Origin of the sequence: Aeromonas sp. ZOR0002, assembly GCF_963866995.1 — a bacterium.
In the GTDB taxonomy this organism is placed as follows: domain Bacteria; phylum Pseudomonadota; class Gammaproteobacteria; order Enterobacterales; family Aeromonadaceae; genus Aeromonas; species Aeromonas caviae.
This window is the reverse complement of the sequence record NZ_CAWMFQ010000309.1, coordinates 1-17040: the sequence shown is the minus strand read 5'-3', so window position 1 is coordinate 17040 and position 17040 is coordinate 1. Positions and strand designations below refer to the sequence as shown.

Annotated in this window: 15 protein-coding genes, 1 other RNA gene and 1 pseudogene; 13 read left to right on the top strand and 4 right to left on the bottom strand. The window is 57.3% G+C overall.

Annotation, left to right across the window (positions count from 1 at the left end; translation table 11 throughout):
• From AACR77_RS17065 to AACR77_RS23185, 7 genes and pseudogenes are all read left to right on the top strand, one after another.
• A partial coding sequence (locus AACR77_RS17065; protein WP_042878556.1) for an enoyl-CoA hydratase/isomerase family protein occupies positions 1-526 on the top strand: 526 nt, incomplete at its 5' end.
• Between the two features lie 27 nt (positions 527-553).
• Positions 554-1474, top strand: a complete 921-nt coding sequence (mmsB, locus tag AACR77_RS17060) for a 3-hydroxyisobutyrate dehydrogenase (protein ID WP_042878552.1) — start codon at positions 554-556, stop codon at positions 1472-1474.
• Between the two features lie 71 nt (positions 1475-1545).
• A complete protein-coding gene (locus AACR77_RS17055; protein ID WP_042878550.1) occupies positions 1546-2307 on the top strand; it encodes an SDR family oxidoreductase in 762 nt (253 codons plus the stop codon).
• A 365-nt stretch (positions 2308-2672) separates the two neighbouring features.
• Positions 2673-4109, top strand: coding sequence for an arginine-ornithine antiporter (arcD, locus tag AACR77_RS17050; RefSeq protein ID WP_042878548.1), 1437 nt, complete (start codon positions 2673-2675; stop codon positions 4107-4109).
• A gap of 91 nt (positions 4110-4200) precedes the next feature.
• A complete protein-coding gene (locus tag AACR77_RS17045) occupies positions 4201-4989 on the top strand; it encodes a sulfite exporter TauE/SafE family protein (protein ID WP_042878545.1) in 789 nt (262 codons plus the stop codon).
• 102 nt (positions 4990-5091) lie between these two features.
• An RNA gene (gene ffs, locus AACR77_RS17040) (signal recognition particle sRNA small type) lies at positions 5092-5188 on the top strand.
• A gap of 96 nt (positions 5189-5284) precedes the next feature.
• Positions 5285-5659, top strand: a pseudogene (locus tag AACR77_RS23185) (integrase); the annotation flags it as partial.
• Between the two features lie 439 nt (positions 5660-6098).
• On the opposite strand, the gene AACR77_RS17035 reads toward AACR77_RS23185, so the two are convergent.
• Entirely contained in the window at positions 6099-6893 is a 795-nt protein-coding gene (locus tag AACR77_RS17035; RefSeq protein WP_080767869.1) for an AraC family transcriptional regulator, read from the bottom strand.
• A 74-nt stretch (positions 6894-6967) separates the two neighbouring features.
• Positions 6968-7879, bottom strand: coding sequence for a LysR family transcriptional regulator (locus AACR77_RS17030; protein WP_042878542.1), 912 nt, complete (start codon positions 7877-7879; stop codon positions 6968-6970).
• 58 nt (positions 7880-7937) lie between these two features.
• Here AACR77_RS17030 and AACR77_RS17025 point away from each other — a divergent pair, with 58 nt between their 5' ends.
• The 6 genes from AACR77_RS17025 (at position 7938) to AACR77_RS17000 (ending at position 15187) form a co-directional block, all read left to right on the top strand.
• The gene (locus AACR77_RS17025; protein ID WP_205125373.1) at positions 7938-9422 is read left to right on the top strand and encodes an amidohydrolase family protein; all 1485 of its coding nucleotides are present in this window, start codon (positions 7938-7940) and stop codon (positions 9420-9422) included.
• 14 nt (positions 9423-9436) lie between these two features.
• Entirely contained in the window at positions 9437-9910 is a 474-nt protein-coding gene (locus tag AACR77_RS17020) for a DMT family transporter (RefSeq protein ID WP_039039069.1), read from the top strand.
• Between the two features lie 91 nt (positions 9911-10001).
• On the top strand, positions 10002-10883 hold the full coding sequence (locus tag AACR77_RS17015; protein ID WP_081999309.1) for an SMP-30/gluconolactonase/LRE family protein: 882 nt from the start codon (positions 10002-10004) through the stop codon (positions 10881-10883).
• Positions 10884-11239: 356 nt separating this feature from the next.
• Positions 11240-12430 carry a CynX/NimT family MFS transporter gene (locus AACR77_RS17010; RefSeq protein ID WP_042878540.1) on the top strand — a complete coding sequence of 397 codons (1191 nt, stop codon included), beginning with the start codon at positions 11240-11242 and terminating at the stop codon, positions 12428-12430.
• 252 nt (positions 12431-12682) lie between these two features.
• Complete coding sequence (locus AACR77_RS17005) at positions 12683-13351, top strand: NAD(P)H-dependent oxidoreductase (protein ID WP_366918287.1); 669 nt, start codon at positions 12683-12685, stop codon at positions 13349-13351.
• 807 nt (positions 13352-14158) lie between these two features.
• Positions 14159-15187 (top strand): MBL fold metallo-hydrolase, encoded by a 1029-nt coding sequence (locus tag AACR77_RS17000; RefSeq protein ID WP_042878538.1) that lies wholly within the window; start codon positions 14159-14161, stop codon positions 15185-15187.
• Positions 15188-15369: 182 nt separating this feature from the next.
• Here AACR77_RS17000 and yjfF read toward each other — a convergent pair whose 3' ends face one another.
• On the bottom strand, positions 15370-16377 hold the full coding sequence (yjfF, locus tag AACR77_RS16995) for a galactofuranose ABC transporter, permease protein YjfF (RefSeq protein ID WP_042878536.1): 1008 nt from the start codon (positions 16375-16377) through the stop codon (positions 15370-15372).
• Positions 16370-17040: ABC transporter permease (locus AACR77_RS16990; protein ID WP_042878534.1), on the bottom strand; the 671-nt coding region annotated here is incomplete at its 5' end. The genes AACR77_RS16990 and yjfF, both read right to left, overlap by 8 nt.

Genomic DNA, 17040 nt, shown 5'->3' with positions numbered 1-17040 from the left:
CGCCATGGCGAGCCGCGAGCGGGTGGAGCTGCCGGCGCGCCTCGCCGCCCTCGACTGGTCCGCAGGCGACCCCTGCGAGCAGATCGAGGTGCTGTTCACCGGTTTGCAGCGATCCCTTGGCCAGACGCTGCCGCCTCCTGTACTGCTGCCCCACCAGGCCCGCATCGATGCGCTGTTGGCCGGCCGCTCCCTGCACCGGGTGCTGGCACGCCTCGAGGCCGCCGAGTTGGATGAACCGGCGCTGGCTCAGGGGCGGGAGACCTGCCTTCGCGGCAGCCCTATCAGCCGCGCCATTCTCTGGCGCCAGTTCTGGCAGGCACGGCGCCAGTCCCTGGCCGAGGTGTTTGCCGACGAGCTGACCCTCTCGGTCAATTGCGTGCTCAGAGGGGACTTCGTGGAAGGGGTGCGGGCTCTGCTCATCGACAAGGACAAATCCCCCCGCTGGCAGGCCCCGCAGGCGGGTGAGGCCTGGCTGGATGCCTTCTATCGCTGGCCCGAGGGGGACAACCCCTTGCGCCTCCGCTGACGCGGGATCACACACAAGGAGCACACCATGACAAGGATTGGGTTTATCGGGCTTGGCAATATGGGGGGGCCCATGGCCGCCAACCTGGCCAGGGCGGGGCACAGGGTGCAGGTGTTTGATCTGGTGCCCGAGAGCCTGACCCGGGCCATTGAGGCTGGCTGCATTGCCGCCGGGAATGCCCGGGAAGCGGTGAGCGGCTGCGAGCTGGTCATCAGCATGCTGCCAGCGGGGGAGCACGTGCGCAGCCTCTGGCTGGGGGAGAGTGTCGGTGAGCGGGGTGGCCAGGATCTGCTGGCGGCCCTGTCGCCCGGCACCTTGGTCATCGACTGCTCTACCATAGACGTGGCCTCGGCCCGTCAGGTGGGGGCGGCGGCGAAGGCGAGCGGCATCCGTTTTCTCGATGCCCCCGTCTCGGGGGGCGTGGCCGGTGCGGCGGCGGGCACGCTCACCTTCATCGTTGGCGGCGAAAAAGCGGATTTTGAAGCGGCCAGACCCGTGCTCGCCTGCATGGGGCAGAACCTGTTTCACGCCGGGGCGCTTGGCGCTGGCCAGATCGCCAAGATGTGCAACAACATGCTGCTCGCCATCCACATGGCGGGCACCGCCGAGGCGCTGGCGCTCGGGGTCAAGGAGGGGCTGGATCCCGCCGTGCTCTCCACCATCATGGGCAAGAGTTCGGGCAACAACTGGAGCCTTGAGCGCTACAACCCCTGGCCCGGGGTGATGGAGAACGTGCCGGCGTCGCGTGGGTATACAGGGGGCTTCATGACCCGGCTGATGGTCAAGGATTTGGGGCTCGCCATGGCGTTGGCGGAACATGCCCACAGCGCCGTGCCCATGGGGGCCCTGGCCCGCAACCTCTTCAACCTGCACGGGAGCCAGGGCCAGGAGAACAAGGATTTTTCCAGCATCCTCGAGCTCTATCGGGACAAGACAGCGCCGGGTTAAGGGCCGCTATCTACCTATTTACCCGATAGTCCTTGACTCGACAGTCACCGGCCATCTCACCAGGAGCATTTATGGATATCACACAAAAAGTCATCGCCATCACGGGGGCAGGCAGGGGGCTGGGCCGCGCCATCGCCCTGAGTCTGGCGGAGCAGGGGGCCGTGCTTGCCCTCATCGACGTCAACCGCACCGATCTGGAGGTGACCGAGGCGGAAGTGCGCAGCCGTGACGGCCGCTGCGCCCTGTTCGTCTGCAACGTGGCAAGCGAGCCAGAGGTCGAGGCGACCTTCGCCGCCATCAAGGATCAGTTCGATGCCCTGTACGGCCTCGTCAACTGTGCCGGCATCCTGCGCGACGGCATGCTGATCAAGGTGAAGGAGGGGGCTCTGACGGAGAAGATGAGCCTGGCCCAGTGGCAGAGCGTCATCGACGTCAATCTCACCGGCACCTTCCTGTGCGGGCGCGAGGGGGCGGCGCTGATGGCCACCGGCGGGGAGGGGGGCGTCATCATCAACATCTCCTCCATCGCCCGGGCCGGCAACATGGGCCAGAGCAACTATGCCGCCAGCAAGGCGGGGGTGGCCTCTCTGGTGGTCACCTGGGGGAAGGAGCTGGCCCGTCACGGCATCCGGGTGATGGGCATCGCCCCCGGCGTCTTTGCCACCGACATGACGGCGGCGATGAAGCCCGAAGCCATGGCCCGCATGCAACAGGCCATCCCGGTGGGCACCCTGGGGCAGGCGGCGCAGCTGGCCCAGACGGTGCAGTTCATCCTTGCCAACGACTATCTGTCGGGGCGGATGATCGAGCTGGACGGCGGCTTGAGGCTCTAGTCCCCCCTGTATATACCCTCTCTGACGCCCCTCCTGCAGGGGCGTTTTTGCAGGGGAAAGGCCCCAGTGCAAGGGTGCATAGCCATGCAGGTCCGGCTTTTGAAAAGCGGGGCGGCATCATGAAAAGTCGTGAAATATCAACGGGTCTTTCTTAATTTGAACCAGCTCACAGGCACCCCGGGTCAGTGCTGTAAAATTGCGCGCGGTCAAGGCGGCTCATGATTGACGGCAAGAGGGATTGCGGCCGGAATAGTCATGCAATATAGTTGCCGCCTTTTTCACGGGGTACGGATTTCTAGCCCCTCCCATATTGCGCGCAGTATGAATACGGACGCTCTGCCGCCGCCTAATAAAACAGGTTTGAGATGGACAAGAAACTGGGGCTGGGTGCCCTCATTTCGCTGGTGATCGGCTCCATGGTCGGTGCCGGGGTTTTCAGTCTGCCGCAAAACATCGCAGCGCACGCCAGTGCCGGGGCCGTCGCCCTGGGATGGGCCATCACGGGGATCGGCATGATCTGCCTCGCCCTGGTCTACCAGAATCTCTCCATGCGTCGACCGGATCTCGATGGCGGCATCTTCAGCTACGCCAAAGCAGGGTTCGGGGATTTCGTCGGCTTCAACGCCGCCTGGGGTTACTGGCTGTGCCAGCTGCTGGCCAACGTCTCCTACGCCATCGTGGTGTTCAGTGCGCTGAGCTACTTCTTCGACACGCCGGACAATGTCATCTTCGGTGACGGCAACACCCCGGTCGCCATCACGCTCGCTTCCCTGCTCATCTGGTCGGTGCATGCCCTGGTGCTGCGCGGCATCCAGGTGGCGGCGCTGGTGAACATCGTCACCACCATCGCCAAAATGGTGCCCCTCATCGTCTTCTGCGTGGCCATCCTGCTCGCTTTCAACATGGAGACCTTCACCCTGGATCTCTGGGGGCAGGGGAGTCCCGAGCTCGGTTCCGTGATGGGTCAGGTGAAGTCCACCATGAAGGTGACCCTGTGGGTCTTCATCGGCATCGAGGGGGCCGTGGTGGTCTCCGCCCGTGCCCGCCATCGCAAGGACGTGGGCCGCGCCACCGTGCTGGCGCTGCTCGGCGCCCTGGCGCTCTACGTCATGGTGACCCTGTTCTCCCTGGGGGTCATGAACCAGCCGCAACTGGCGGCCCTCAAGAACCCCTCCACCGCCATGATCCTGGAGGCCGTGGTCGGCCCCTGGGGCGCCTGGCTCATCAACATCGGCCTGGTGATCTCGGTGATGGGGGCCCTGCTGAGCTGGACCGTGCTGGCGGCGGAAGTGCCCTACATAGCCGGCAAGACCGGGGTCTTCCCGGCCTGGTTCGCCAAGGAGAACAAGAACGGCTCCCCCAAGGTGTCGCTCTGGTGCTCCACCTGCCTGGTGCAAATTTTCCTCATCATCATCTACTTCCAGAACAGCACCTACCTGGCGCTGGTGAACATCGCCACCTCGGCGGCCCTGGTGCCCTATGTCTTCTCCGGTGCTTACGGCCTCAAGCTGGCGTTGAAAGGGGAGACCTACGCGGGCCAGCCCCATCAGCGCAAGCGCGACCTGCTGCTGGCCCTGGTGGCCACCGTCTATGGCTGCTGGCTGGTCTATGCCGCCGGGGTGGAGTACCTCTTGCTGGTGGCGCTGCTCTACAGCCCGGGGATCTTCATCTACTGGAAGGCGCGCCAGCACCACGGCCTGCGCAGCCTCAACCGGCTGGAGCAGGGGATGACGGCAGCCCTGCTCGGCTGCGCCGTGCTGGCGTTCTACAAGGTGATGGACGGTACCATTCCCCTGCATTAATCGGCACAATAAAGAGATGGCAAGATGCCATCTCTTTTTTATGGGCAATGGCGGTCAAGTTGACCGCTGTTTCGTTATTGAAGGAATGTTTATGCTGTTTGTGGGCTATCTGGTGTTGGGCGCCTTCGCGGGCATGCTGGCCGGGCTGTTCGGTATCGGCGGCGGCCTCATCATCGTCCCCGTGCTGGTCCTGAGTTTTCACGCACAGGGCGTGGCGCCGGAGATCATCACCCATCTGGCCCTCGGCACCTCGTTGCCCACCATGATCTTCACCGGTTTCAGCTCCCTGCGTGCGCACCAGGAGGCAGGAGCGGTGGACTGGGGGATGATTCGGCGCCTGGGCGCCGGCATGCTGGTGGGTGCCTGGCTCGGCGGCATGACCGCCAACCTGCTCAGCGCCAGCACCCTCAACATCATCATCGGCTGCTTCGCCTGGACCATGGCCCTGCAGATGGGGCTCAATTTGAGGCCAAAAGCGGAGCGACACATGCCGGGCCCCCTTGGTACCGGGATCGCGGGCACCGTCATCGGCTGGATGTCGGCCTTGTTCGGCATCGGTGGCGGCTCGCTGACCGTGCCTTACCTCACCTGGAATTCGGTGCCCATGCGCAACGCCGTGGCCGCCTCCGCCGCCTGCAGCATGCCCATCGCCCTGGCAGGCAGCCTCAGCTATCTCTATGCCGGTTGGGGAGACGCCGATCTGCCCGAGTGGAGCGTCGGATTCATCTATCTGCCGGCCCTGCTTGGCATCGTGCTCACCAGCACCCAATTTGCCCGTCTGGGCGCCAGACTGGCACACAGAATGCCACCCCGGCGGCTCAAGCAGGCCTTTGCCCTGCTCATGTTGCTGGTGGGTGCCAAATTCATGCTCTTTAGCTGAACCCTTGGCCAGATTGTTGAAAAATAAGGCGAACAGCTCGCGCTGCGGCAGAAAGCCGTTGCATTGAGGGGCCAGTTTGCCTATTCTCCTCGCCGGTGGTCCTATTGGTCCTCTCGCATTGATAACCCGTCGACCTGGTCAGGACCGGAAGGTAGCAGCCAAGGCGGGGGACTCGAGTGCCGGGATGTGGCTGGTAGGGCCACCACCTGTTTTTGCCATTCAACAAGCTACAGCTAATACCCCCTTCAGACCTCTTGGTAATCCACTTTGTGTGGATGAATCAGGAGTCTTCAAAGTGAATCTCTGGCTCAGTCCACACGGCATCTGGTATTACCGGAAAATCACCACGCTCCCCTGTGGTCGTCGTAAAGAGATCCAGAAATCCTTTCATTCCCGAGATAAGTTAGTTGCCCGTAGCAAGGTGGCTCAGTTGCTCGCCTGCGCTCGTTCTCGGGTAAAGCCTGAGTCTGTCCAGCCAGAACCTCAGCCAAACTTCCTGCCAGAGCCTCAGTGGCTACAGCAACAGACACCCTCAGCGGCCAATCCTGCTCCTAAGGCAGTCTCTGAGACTCCTTCTGCCATTTCATCCCCTGCACTCTCAGAACTCAGTGAGCGTTATCTGAAAGAGAATGCCCTATCCTGGGCACCAAAAGTGAATCGCCACAACTATCCCCTTCGCCAATCCCAATTTCAGTCGCATATTTGCAGAACCGCCATTTATCTCCCAAAGTACGAGCTTTTGTTAACTGGGTCACTGAAATATTCAATTCTTGCCCTTTACTCAGTGGTGTTGATGTTAATTCAGATTGTAGCCTTTCACTTCCGCTTAAAGCACCGACTAATACACTACGTCAGGAGCTCGACCAGATGAACAGTACCGGGATTATATAATCTTCGAGTCATACGCCTCATCGAACCCGAGTGACCCTATCCATTTCAATTAGATTGTGGTTTAGGCACATGGATATTAGGTGAATACCATCCCCAGGCATCCAGGATGTTTTTAAATACAGGTTGTAAAATAGCGAACTGTTGATGTTTGAAATGTCGGAGCCTCATATAAAATCGGTTAGCCTAATGAAAGCCCGCGGAAAATTAATTTGAGCAGATCAACGAAAAGACGCAAAATATTGCGTCGGAGATTTCCCCAGTGCTTTCTTGAACATGGTGATGAAAGCACTCACAGAGTCATAGCCCAGAGTGCCGGCCACATTTTGAACTGACTGTCCCTCTGCCAAATGCCTTAACGCAATCACCAAATGAAGCTGCTGACGCCAACGTCCGAAACTCACCCCTGTTTCACTTTGCACCAGTCTGGCGAGCGATCGTTCACTGGTTGCAAGCCGAACGGCCCACTGTCGTAATGTTGTGCGGTCACCCGGGGTAGCAAAAAGTGCATCCGTAATGTGTTTGATTTTGGGATGAGTAGATACTGGTAGATAAAGCGCTTCAACTGGCGCATCAGGAATTTGTTCCAAAAGTACAGATGCGAGTCTGGCCATCTTTCCTTCTGAAGGATAGGAAGGCCCCTGATCTGCAAGATGAAGAATGAGCTCGCGAACGAGGGGGGTAATAGCAATCGTACAGCAGGTTTCAGGCATGACTGCTGAGCCGGGCTCAATAAAAAGAAAGCAAGTGCGGGCATTTTGCGTTATACGACAACTGTGAGGTGTATCACCAGGAATCCATACCGCATGCCCGGGAGGAACAAGCCACAATGCATTCTGTACTTCACAGCTGACTGCGCCATGTAAAGACATTATCAGCTGACCTTTCCTGTGAGCGTGCGGGTTGATACCTGAATACTCGCCTGAAGATATCACGTGCAAGGCAACGGCTGCCTGAGTGAATGTATCCGAGTCAAATTCTTCAGGTGAAGAGATCTCTTTTTTGTAGTCTGGCATAGTTTAGATAACGATGTTGCTTAGTCTGTTTTTATACATGTTGAGTATATTTAAAGTTCTATTTTCTTATCTCGTCACATTCGTTTTTCCGGGCTGGCATTATGAATAAGCTCGGCGATCCAATCAGCAAATGCACGCACGGCAGGAGACAGAAAACGCTGATGGGGATAAAGCAATGTGACAGGTACCGATGGCGGTTGCCAATCTGCTAGCACCTCGATGAGCCTTCCTGCCTGCAGGTGATCCAGTACAACATTCTCGGCAAGCTGGATGAGGCCAAAGCCATCGAGGCACATCTTGATATAAAGCCCCGTGTCATTGACGGCTGCGGTGCCGCTCACAGTAACCGATAGAGTCTCTTTACCGCGGACAAATCGCATTTCGTTTGCATGCCTGGCGAGGCCCGAAAAGTAGTGGACCGCCTGGTGCATAGACAGTTCTTCAGGGGACTGGGGAACACCGTTTTCGTGAAGGTATTCAGGCGAGGCGCAGGTTACCCACCGAAACCTGCCAAGGGGACGAGCAACAAGGGTGGAGTTATTCAGCTCTCCTGTTCTGATCACGCAGTCCACACCTTCCTGAACAAGATCAACCTGCCGGTCACTCACACCTATCATCAGGTAGATATCTGGATAACGTTGGTGAAAGTCTCTGAGATTCGGCATGACGATGGAATGTGCTATCCCGCTCGGCATATCAACCCGCAAACGCCCCTGTGGCCGCTTGATAGCCTCCGTCAGGCTGGACTCGGCATGCTCGATCAATGAGAGAATTTCCCTGCACTGAGCAAGATACTGCAGGCCTTCAGGGGTGAGGTTCACCCGCCTCGTTGTTCTGTTCAGCAGGCGCACCAGCAGGTATTTCTCGAGGTTTTTAATCGTACTGCTGACTGTCGAGGAAGGCAGTGAGAGGGTCTCTGCTGCCCGCACGAAGCTTCCGGTCTCAGCAACCCGCATAAAGATCTGCATAGCCTGAATACGATCCACAGCCCTTCTCCCTTGAGGCGATACCTCTACCGATAGTTCCCATGATTATTCGAAAATCATGAATTATGAAACCAGTCTGGTCATCTTTTTCAGGGTAATAGAGTGCCGTATCTTTTCGCCATTGACTAGAGAAGAGGCTCTTGAAATGACCGGATACCTTAGAAATATTGTTAATAATCAAGATGTAAGGCCAGATTCAATCTTGATCAAGGGAGCCACGATCCTCAGCATGGATGAGAACGTGGGTAACATTGCACGTGGAGACATTCTGATCAGTGGATCAACCATTACGGCCATAGGCGAGAATCTGGAGGCGAATGGGGCCCGTGTCATCGATGCTACGAACATGATCGCCATGCCGGGGATGGTGGATTCTCATCGCCACTCCTGGGAGGGACAACTGCGCCGCATCAATCCGAATGCCACTTGTCTGGAAGACTACAGCAACGCCACGCACTTCTCTTTCGCCAAGTACTATCGCCCTGCCGATATGTATATCGGCAACCTGCTGACGGCACTGGGCTGCATTGATGCAGGCATCACCACCGTCATTGACAATTCCCATAACAGCCGCACCGCAGCTCATTCGGACGCCGCCGTCGAGGCCCTGCTGGATGCAGGGATCCGTGCCATACACGCCTCCGGCGCACCGGTATCGGGGGAATGGGACAAGGCTCATTGGCCGGGTAACTGGCAACGCCTGCAAGAGAAATATTTCAAGGACAACCCAGAGAGCCTGGTTTCCCTTGCTGTCATGGCCCAGCTGGAGCCTGCATTGTGGGCCGAGGCTCGCAGGCTGGGACTGCCGATCGTCACTGAATTCTTTGGTTCTTTTATGGCGTCTGAGCTGGAGTCACTGCATCGGCGCGGTCTGCTCGGCCCGGACAATATTTTCAATCACTGCACGTCACTGCCAGATGAGGGATGGAAGCTCCTGCGAGAAGCCGGTGTCCGGGTGAATGTCTGCCCGCGCTCCGATGCGCACTATGGCATCGAGGACGGTATGTTTGCCATCCAGGCAGCGCAGCGTCATGGCATCAGCCCTGGCCTCAGCGTCGACAATGAAACCTCTTACAGCACTGATATGTTTATGGAAATGCGCGTGGCATTTTACCTGCAACGGGTGATGGGCATGCATCAACAGCATTGCTGCGGCACCGACCACTCGCTGACCACGCTGCCGGCTGCCCAACTCCTCAAATCGGCGACTGTCGATGGTGCTGCCTGTGCAGGGCTGCTGGACAAGGTAGGGAGCCTGACACCAGGAAAACAGGCGGATCTCATTCTGATCAATGCTGGCGACATCAACCTCTACCCATCCGGCAATGCCTTTGGCACCGTGGTGCATGCGACAGAGCGCAGCAACATTGATACCGTCATGATCGGTGGACGCATCGTCAAGCAGCATGGCAAGGTGCTGGGCGTAGACAGCACGCGCCTTCGCGCCGCCATTGATGAGTCCCGTGAGCATCTGTTTGCCGCCGCCGGGTATGAGCCTGACATTTTTGCTGACGCCTTCCTGCCGCTGGCACAGGCACACTGACAGGTATGAAACCCATGAGCACGCTGTATTACGTCATCGCTTTTGCCGCAGGTCTCGGGATCACGCTGCAGACGACTCTGAATAGTCAGCTGGCACGAGGACTCGGGGGCGATTCGGTCACCGCCGCATTGTTCTCCTTCGCGGCCGGTGCATTCAGCCTTGGGATCTTCTCGCTGCTGCGTGGCGGATTATTCACCTCGCTTGCGGCCATTCCATCACAGCCTCTGTGGAGTCTGGCTGGCGGCCTGATCGGTGCTTGCGCGTTGTTCAGCTATGTCGTGCTCGCACCGAAAATCGGGTTTTCAGCCCTGCTTGGGTTGGCCATCGTCGGACAGTTGCTCTCATCCCAGGTCATCGACCATTTTGGTCTGCTTGGCACCATCCAGCGTCCGGTATCTTTGATAAAGCTGGGTGGAATGCTGGTCATGCTGACCGGGCTCGTCATCATGCTGTTCGGTGATCGGTTAGCTGAGCGCCTTATGCACTGATGAAGCGGCATTCTGATTTTTGACCTTCACGAACGTCTGCCCCTGGGGTAGACGTTCGCCAATACCTTATGAAAGTGCCAGGAGGATTAACATGTTTTCAATTGCAGTAGATGCCAGGAACACACTGGGAGAGTGCCCCCTTTGGTGTGATAAAACCCGCAGGCTGTTCTGGACGGACATTGAAGGTAGCGAGCTGCTCGCCTTTGAAGGAGATAGTAACGCGGTAACGCGCTGGTCTTTGCCTGAACGCCTCGGCTCATTCGCACTCACCGAAAAGACAGACGTTCTGCTGATGGGATTGGTATCTCGGATCGGTTTCTATGACCTGAATACTCGCAGTTTTACTGAATTGGTTTCCTCTCCGGGGGAGATCGGAACGCGAATAGGTGATGGCCGCTGCGATCGTTCAGGCAATTATGTCTTCGGCACCATGGATGATGGAGACCCGTTACAGAGTATCGGAAAATTCCACAGACTGAATGCCGCGACGCTTGATATAGAGACGTTGCCTCTTCCCGAAGTGGCTATTCCCAATAGCATCTGTTTCAGCCCGGATGGTGGCACCATGTATTACTGCGACTCGATGCAAGGGCGCATTTTCTGCTGTGATTACCCTTCCTTCGAAAATCAACGCGTGTTTACTGAAATAGAAGGAGGTGGGGCACCAGATGGTTCTTGTGTGGATGCGCAGGGCTACTTATGGAATGCAGAATGGGGAGGCAATCGGATTGTGCGCTATTGTCCGGACGGAACAATTGACTGCGTTCTTCCATCCCCTGCTATTCAGAGCACATGCCCAACGCTGGCAGGTGAGGCATTCACAACCCTATACTGCACCAGTGCACGTATTGGTCTTTCCGCGCCATCACGACATGACGGTGCGATATTAAAGGCCAGATCAAATGCCATCGCCGGCTTGCCAGAAAATCGATTTGCCGCATCAGTGGTCTCTGGAGATATGACCTTCATCTGACTGTCACCCATAAGGGGGACCATGGGGCTTTAATCCGAACAACCAAGTGCTCCCCTTCATGGCGACCTCGTCTTTCCTCGACTCAACCACTATATAGTCCACCAATCTGTCATAACAATTCGTGGCCATATTAGGGCTGGATGATGGAAGTCCTACCGTACAATATGTTCAAAAATGGTGTATTTGATATCGAATGACAGAGCAGGGTGGCCCTAGAGGAAAACGGTTTCAATCGCCTCTGGCGACATAACATGTTTAGTGCTTTGGCATAATTTAGAAACATGCTGTCTTGTTTTCTATATCTTGCAATAAACATGCATTTTAAACTCTTCTTTTTATCAGAGATAACATAGAAAATGTCAAACATAAAAAACAAGTGGCATACCATGGCACTTGTGATGGGAATCCTTTTTATTGCCGTGAACTTGCGCGTTCCTTTCACCGCTATCGCACCGGTTTTACCATTAATCCAAGACAAGTTTGAACTCAGTATCACCGCAGTAGGGTTGCTCAATTCATTACCCTTGCTTGCCTTTGCAGCATTTTCACCGTTGAGCGCCCCTGTTGCTCAGAGATTAGGACTGGAGCGAACCCTATTGGGCGCAATGGTTATTATCTCAGCAGGGATTCTACTCCGTTCCGCAGGAAGTATTTGGGCGTTGTACGTGGGCACGATCCTGATTGGAACAGGGATCGCTCTGGGGAATGTATTGTTGCCTAGCCTGATCAAACGTGATTTTTCTTCAAACATGGCATCTATGACAGGTGCTTATTCCATTACGATGGGGGCGGCAGGTGCTATCGGTTCGGCAATTATCATTCCGCTGACGCAGTTTTGGAGCTGGAATATTGCTTTGGCGCTGATAGTGGTAGCTCCGCTACTTGCGCTTACTTTATGGCTGCCACAGCTTAAAAAACACCATCAACAACAGCTATCAGTTACGAAAAAGACAACAACTGTCGAGGTTTGGAAATCCCCTCTGGCATGGCAGGTCACGTTGTTTATGGGGCTGAATGCAATGCCCTTTTATGTTGCGGTAGGCTGGCTGCCAGCGATTCTGACGGACCATGGTATCTCCTCTGCAACAGCTGGTGCCGTGCACGGAATGCTGCAGCTAACTACGGCTATTCCCGGAATAATACTGGCAGCGATGCTGCGCCGCCTGAAAGACCAGAGGCTATTGGCCGTCGTGGTCAGTCTGCTGACGGCACTGTCTCTGATGGGAATAGCCTATGCGCCCGATTTGGCAATGCTGTGGGCCGCTATTCTGGGGTTTGGCTCAGGTGCGAGCATGATGTTGGGTCTGACCTTCATCGGTTTGCGCACACAAAATGCTGGCGATGCTGCAGCCCTGTCAGGAATGGCGCAGTGTGTCGGCTATTTGATGGCGGCAATGGGACCGCTGCTGCTGGGTCAAGTGCACGATTGGTCCGGTAGTTGGACTGTGCCACTGTTGGTGACTGCTGCGCTCGCTGTGGCTGGCGCTTGTACTGGAATGGCTGCAGGACGCAATGTGCACCTGGAACCCGCATCGTCGCTGAACTGAATCTTGACGTCCGCCAGTAGGAAAAGGAAATACTCCCCTGATGATTGAAAGACGGTTGTCACCATCTCCAGGGATTTGCAGTGCATTTCATGCTGCAGAAAATATCTTGCGAATGGCCACATTCATTTCTCCAGACAGTTTTTAAGATTAGCCTCCCTGCTTTATATTATTAACTGCCGGGGGGTAATAACTGTTACTGATAAGTGCCGAGCATTATCATATGTCGAATTTTTATTAAAAATGCTGGTGAGCATGTTTGAATCGAGATGGGTCCGCCTGGAAAAACTCAAAGATTCTAGTGCGCCCAGCCTCTTGCAATCTGAAAAAGGTAGTGATTTTATGAGTAACATTCTGATTGTTAATGGCGCCAAAAGTTATGGTTTTGCCAAAGGTGAGTTAAACCAACATTATGTCAATGTCGCTTGTGAGATATTAAACCACCTTGGGCACACGGTATCTGTTACCAATGCTGATAGCGATTTTGATCCTCCAAGCGAGATAGCAAAAATTCTCAACAGCGATGTACTGATTTATCAGATGCCGGGATGGTGGATGGGGGAACCATGGACCGTTAAAAAATGGATCGATGATGTGTTTACAGAGGGTCATGGCTCTCTGTATGAAAGTGATGGCCGAACTCGCTCCGATATGTCAAAAAAATATGGCTCAGGCGGTCTTGTTCAGGACAAAAAATACATGCTCTCTCTTACATGGAATGCACCATTAGAGGCATTTAATGATCCTAAACAGTTCTTTGAAGGCCAGGGAGTGGATGGGGTATACCTGCATTTCCATAAGGCAAATCAGTTTTTGGGCATGAAAGCACTACCCACCTTTATCACAAATGATGTGGTAAAAAATCCGGATGTAGAGAATGAAACAAAGCGTTTCATCAATCATCTCACGGCTTTATTTTCTTAAGCATATTTAGAGTAAAGCCCTTACAGGGCTTTACTTTTCCCTTTTGGCAAAATCAAGATAGGCCGAAACTGCAATTCGGTATCCAAGGGTCAGAGACTTGATAATAGGAGTTGAGTCAATTCGTTTGGATGGACTCTTCTGAATTCATCAACGAGGCACGGTTTCGCCAACGTCCAGAGAACTGTTGGCTTCGGAGACGGAACAGCCTTGGTCGAGCATCTAGGACACGCTTCCTGCTTGAACTTGGCAGTGAATAAACAACATTGTTTTGCCATTGAACACCTCTGATCATGGTGGCGACTGTACCACCTATATGGTGTCCGGGATGATTAAACCACTACACCTGTGCCCTATGGGCGTTTATCAGGCTTCAGACCGCGTCACTGTCCCCTTGAGATCATGCTTTCCCTCAGTCACCTCCCGTGGCCTCTATGGCCCAGCCATCTTCTGACTTTCAGCACTGCAAGCTCTTGCAGTACGCCATCTGACGCCTCCTTTTGTTGGCGCCGGCAGAGCAGGTGAGGCCATGCGCTTGATGCGACACCATGCCGGGGCCACGCGGCAACGCGAACCCCTCTGGTGGCGGGAGCCCGGGCAGGCTATCTTGCCGTTACTGGAGACGCCGGGAACCGGTTTCATACCGTGCGACTCTCCCGTTCTGTTTTATGGATGGTGAGGCCCCGTGCAGGGGCTGCTCTCGACTCACCAGAGACCAGGCTGACAGGCGTGGCATGAATGCAGACCCCGTCAGCCTCTTTTCGCGCCCCTGAGGGGCGCCGTTTTCTGTGGTTGCTCAAAGGAGCCCTGATGATTGGCATGATCGCATCTCTACTCAAACCGGGCCTGCCCGAACACCCGGACTCCTCGCAATATCAGGGGGGCCGGTTCAACAATGCCGTGACACCCCAGGCGCGAAGCCTCTGGGAAGGGGCCAGGCTCTGGTGGGACTTCCTGTTCGCCAAGCCTGAGGGCACGGTGCCGGATCGCGCCATTCCGGTACAGGTCATGACCCGGGAGGGGCTCATCGCGGCGCCGGACAACAGCGTGTGGCGCCTCGGCCACTCCACTCTGCTGCTCAAGTTGCAGGGCACGTTCTGGCTGACGGATCCCGTGTTCAGCGAGCGGGCCTCGCCGGTGCAGTGGTTCGGCCCCAAGCGCTGGCATCAACCGCCCATCACCCTGGAGGCGCTGCCCCCCATCGAGGGGGTGATCCTCTCCCACGATCACTACGACCATCTCGATCACGGGGCCATACTGGCGCTGCAGGAGAAGGTCGACCACTTCATCACGCCCCTCGGGGTGGGGGCGCGCCTCATGGCCTGGGGGATTGCGAAGGAGAAGATCCGCGAACTGGACTGGTGGCAGCAGACCCGGGTGGGCGGTGTCACCCTGGTAGCGACCCCGGCCCAGCATTTCTCCGGCCGTGGCCTCGGGGACGGCAACCAGACCCTCTGGGCCTCCTGGGTCATTCGCGGCGAGGGGGTCAACCTCTTCTTCAGCGGTGACAGCGGCTACTTCGACGGTTTCAAGGAGATTGGCAGGCGCTACGGTCCGTTCGACGTGACCTTCCTCGAGACCGGGGCCTACGACAAGCGCTGGGAGCTGGTGCACATGCTCCCGGCGCAGACGGCGCAGGCGTTTCACGATCTTGGGGGGAAATGGCTCTATCCGGTGCACAACGGCACCTTCGATCTGGCCATGCATCGCTGGAACGACCCGCTTGAGCAGATTGCCCGCCTGGCTGCCGAGCAACAGATCCCCCTGACCACGCCTGTCATGGGGGAGCCTCTGGAGGTGCTGAGCCCCCATGAGGGCAGCCCCTGGTGGCGCGATTGACCTGAGTGCCCTCCAAAGACGGTGTCACCCCTCAAAGGGGCGTGCGGGAGGTTGGGGCCGGGCCCTGTGAGGGCCCCCGCTGCCTCCCCATCCTCTGTGCCGGACCCGCGACGACCAGGCGGGGAGGGCGCACGGGAGCGCCTTGCCGCGTTATCTTCTGCCACCAGAGTCTTGCTGATACCTCACTCGGGCTGGGCGGCAACCTGGCGCTTGAAAGGACCTGGCTTGTTGGCCTTGCGGTGCTCCGAGACCAGGATCAGCAGGCGCTGCAGGGCGATGAAGCTGAACAGCAGCAGGCCGATGATGATCTTGGTCCACCAGGAGCTGAGGGTGCCGTCGAAGTTGATGTAGGTCTGGATCAACCCCTGGATCAGCACCCCGAACAGGGAACCGAAGACGGTGCCCACCCCGCCGCTCAGCAGAGTGCCGCCGATGACCACGGCGGCGATGGCATCGAGCTCCACCCCGACGGCGGCGAGCGGATAGCCCGCCGAGGTATAGAGCGCGAACACGATGCCTGCCAGGGTCGCCAGGGTGGTGGAGAGCAGGTAGATGCGAATGGTGGTGTGGCGCACCGAGATCCCCATCAGGGCCGCCGAGGTGGCGTTGCCGCCGATGGCGTAAACGTTGTTGCCAAAGCGGGTGCGGTTGGCGAGCAGGATGCCGAAGACCACCACCGCCAGCATGATGAGGGCCAGCAGGCTCAGGCGACCGCCCCCCGGTATCTTCCACGACAGGCTCGACAGGTAGGTGAAGGTGGGATGATCGATGGGCAGGGACTGCTCGGAGATGAGAAAACTGGCCCCCCGCAGGAAGAACATGCCCGCCAGGGTGATGATGAAGGCGGGGATCTTCAGGGTGTCGATGAGCCAGCCCATGAGGGCGCCAAAGCCTGCTCCGAGCACCAGTACCAGAGGGATGGCCAGCACGGTGCTGACCCCCAGCTTTCCGATGAGGGTTGCCAGCAGCACGCCGGTGAAGGCGATGACGGCCCCCACCGACAGATCGATGCCCCCCGAGAGGATGACGAAGGTCATGCCCACCGCCACTATTCCCAGAAACGCGTTGTCCGTCAGAATGTTGCAGATGATGCGGGTGGACATGAAGGCTGGGAAGGAGGCCAGGCAGAGCAGATAGCCCAGCACGAAGACCAAGATGGTCACCATCAGGGGGAGGTTGCGTTTAAACATGGCGAGTCCCTCGCTGGAAGAGGTGGTTGAGGGCCGGTGACTGCATGACCAGCACCGCCAGCACCACCAGAGCCTTGACGATCTGGTTCCACTGGGGCTGGTAGCCGGAGAGCAGGATCCCGGTGTTCACCCCCTGGATGATCAGTATGCCGATCAGGGAGAGGGCGAGGTTGAAGCGCCCCCCCATCAGGGAGGTGCCTCCTATCACCACCGCCAGAATGGCGTCCATCTCGAGCCAGAGCCCGGCGTTGTTGGCATCGGCACCCCGGATGTCGGCGGCGACTATCATGCCGGCGACGGCGGCCATCATGCCGCTCAGCAGGTAGGTGGCGATCACCACCATGGGGGTGTTGAGCCCGGCGTTCTTGGCGGCCTTGATGTTGATCCCCACCGCTTCGATGAAGAGGCCGAGGGCGGTGCGCTTGGTCAGCAGCCAGAGCAGCAGCGCCATGCCCAGGGTGATGATGACCGGGGTGGGCAGATAGAAGAGGGAGCCGCTGCCGATCCAGGCGAGGGCGTCGTTGTTGAAGGTGATGATCTGCCCCTCGGTGATGAGCTGGGCGATGCCCCGGCCCGCCACCATGAGGATCAGGGTGGCGACGATGGGCTGGATCTTGAACACCGCCACCAGCAGGCCGTTCCACAGGCCGCACAGAAGGCCCA

What these genes read in the sequence shown, in the direction of transcription:
- mmsB (WP_042878552.1), top strand. Translation starts at nt 554, where the DNA reads ATGACAAGGATTGGGTTTATCGGGCTTGGCAATATGGGGGGGCCCATG.
- AACR77_RS17055 (WP_042878550.1), top strand. Translation starts at nt 1,546, where the DNA reads ATGGATATCACACAAAAAGTCATCGCCATCACGGGGGCAGGCAGGGGG.
- arcD (WP_042878548.1), top strand. Translation starts at nt 2,673, where the DNA reads ATGGACAAGAAACTGGGGCTGGGTGCCCTCATTTCGCTGGTGATCGGC.
- AACR77_RS17045 (WP_042878545.1), top strand. Translation starts at nt 4,201, where the DNA reads ATGCTGTTTGTGGGCTATCTGGTGTTGGGCGCCTTCGCGGGCATGCTG.
- AACR77_RS17035 (WP_080767869.1), bottom strand. Translation starts at nt 6,893, where the DNA reads ATGCCAGACTACAAAAAAGAGATCTCTTCACCTGAAGAATTTGACTCG.
- AACR77_RS17025 (WP_205125373.1), top strand. Translation starts at nt 7,938, where the DNA reads ATGAATTATGAAACCAGTCTGGTCATCTTTTTCAGGGTAATAGAGTGC.
- AACR77_RS17020 (WP_039039069.1), top strand. Translation starts at nt 9,437, where the DNA reads ATGAGCACGCTGTATTACGTCATCGCTTTTGCCGCAGGTCTCGGGATC.
- AACR77_RS17015 (WP_081999309.1), top strand. Translation starts at nt 10,002, where the DNA reads ATGTTTTCAATTGCAGTAGATGCCAGGAACACACTGGGAGAGTGCCCC.
- AACR77_RS17010 (WP_042878540.1), top strand. Translation starts at nt 11,240, where the DNA reads ATGTCAAACATAAAAAACAAGTGGCATACCATGGCACTTGTGATGGGA.
- AACR77_RS17005 (WP_366918287.1), top strand. Translation starts at nt 12,683, where the DNA reads ATGTTTGAATCGAGATGGGTCCGCCTGGAAAAACTCAAAGATTCTAGT.
- AACR77_RS17000 (WP_042878538.1), top strand. Translation starts at nt 14,159, where the DNA reads ATGATTGGCATGATCGCATCTCTACTCAAACCGGGCCTGCCCGAACAC.
- yjfF (WP_042878536.1), bottom strand. Translation starts at nt 16,377, where the DNA reads ATGTTTAAACGCAACCTCCCCCTGATGGTGACCATCTTGGTCTTCGTG.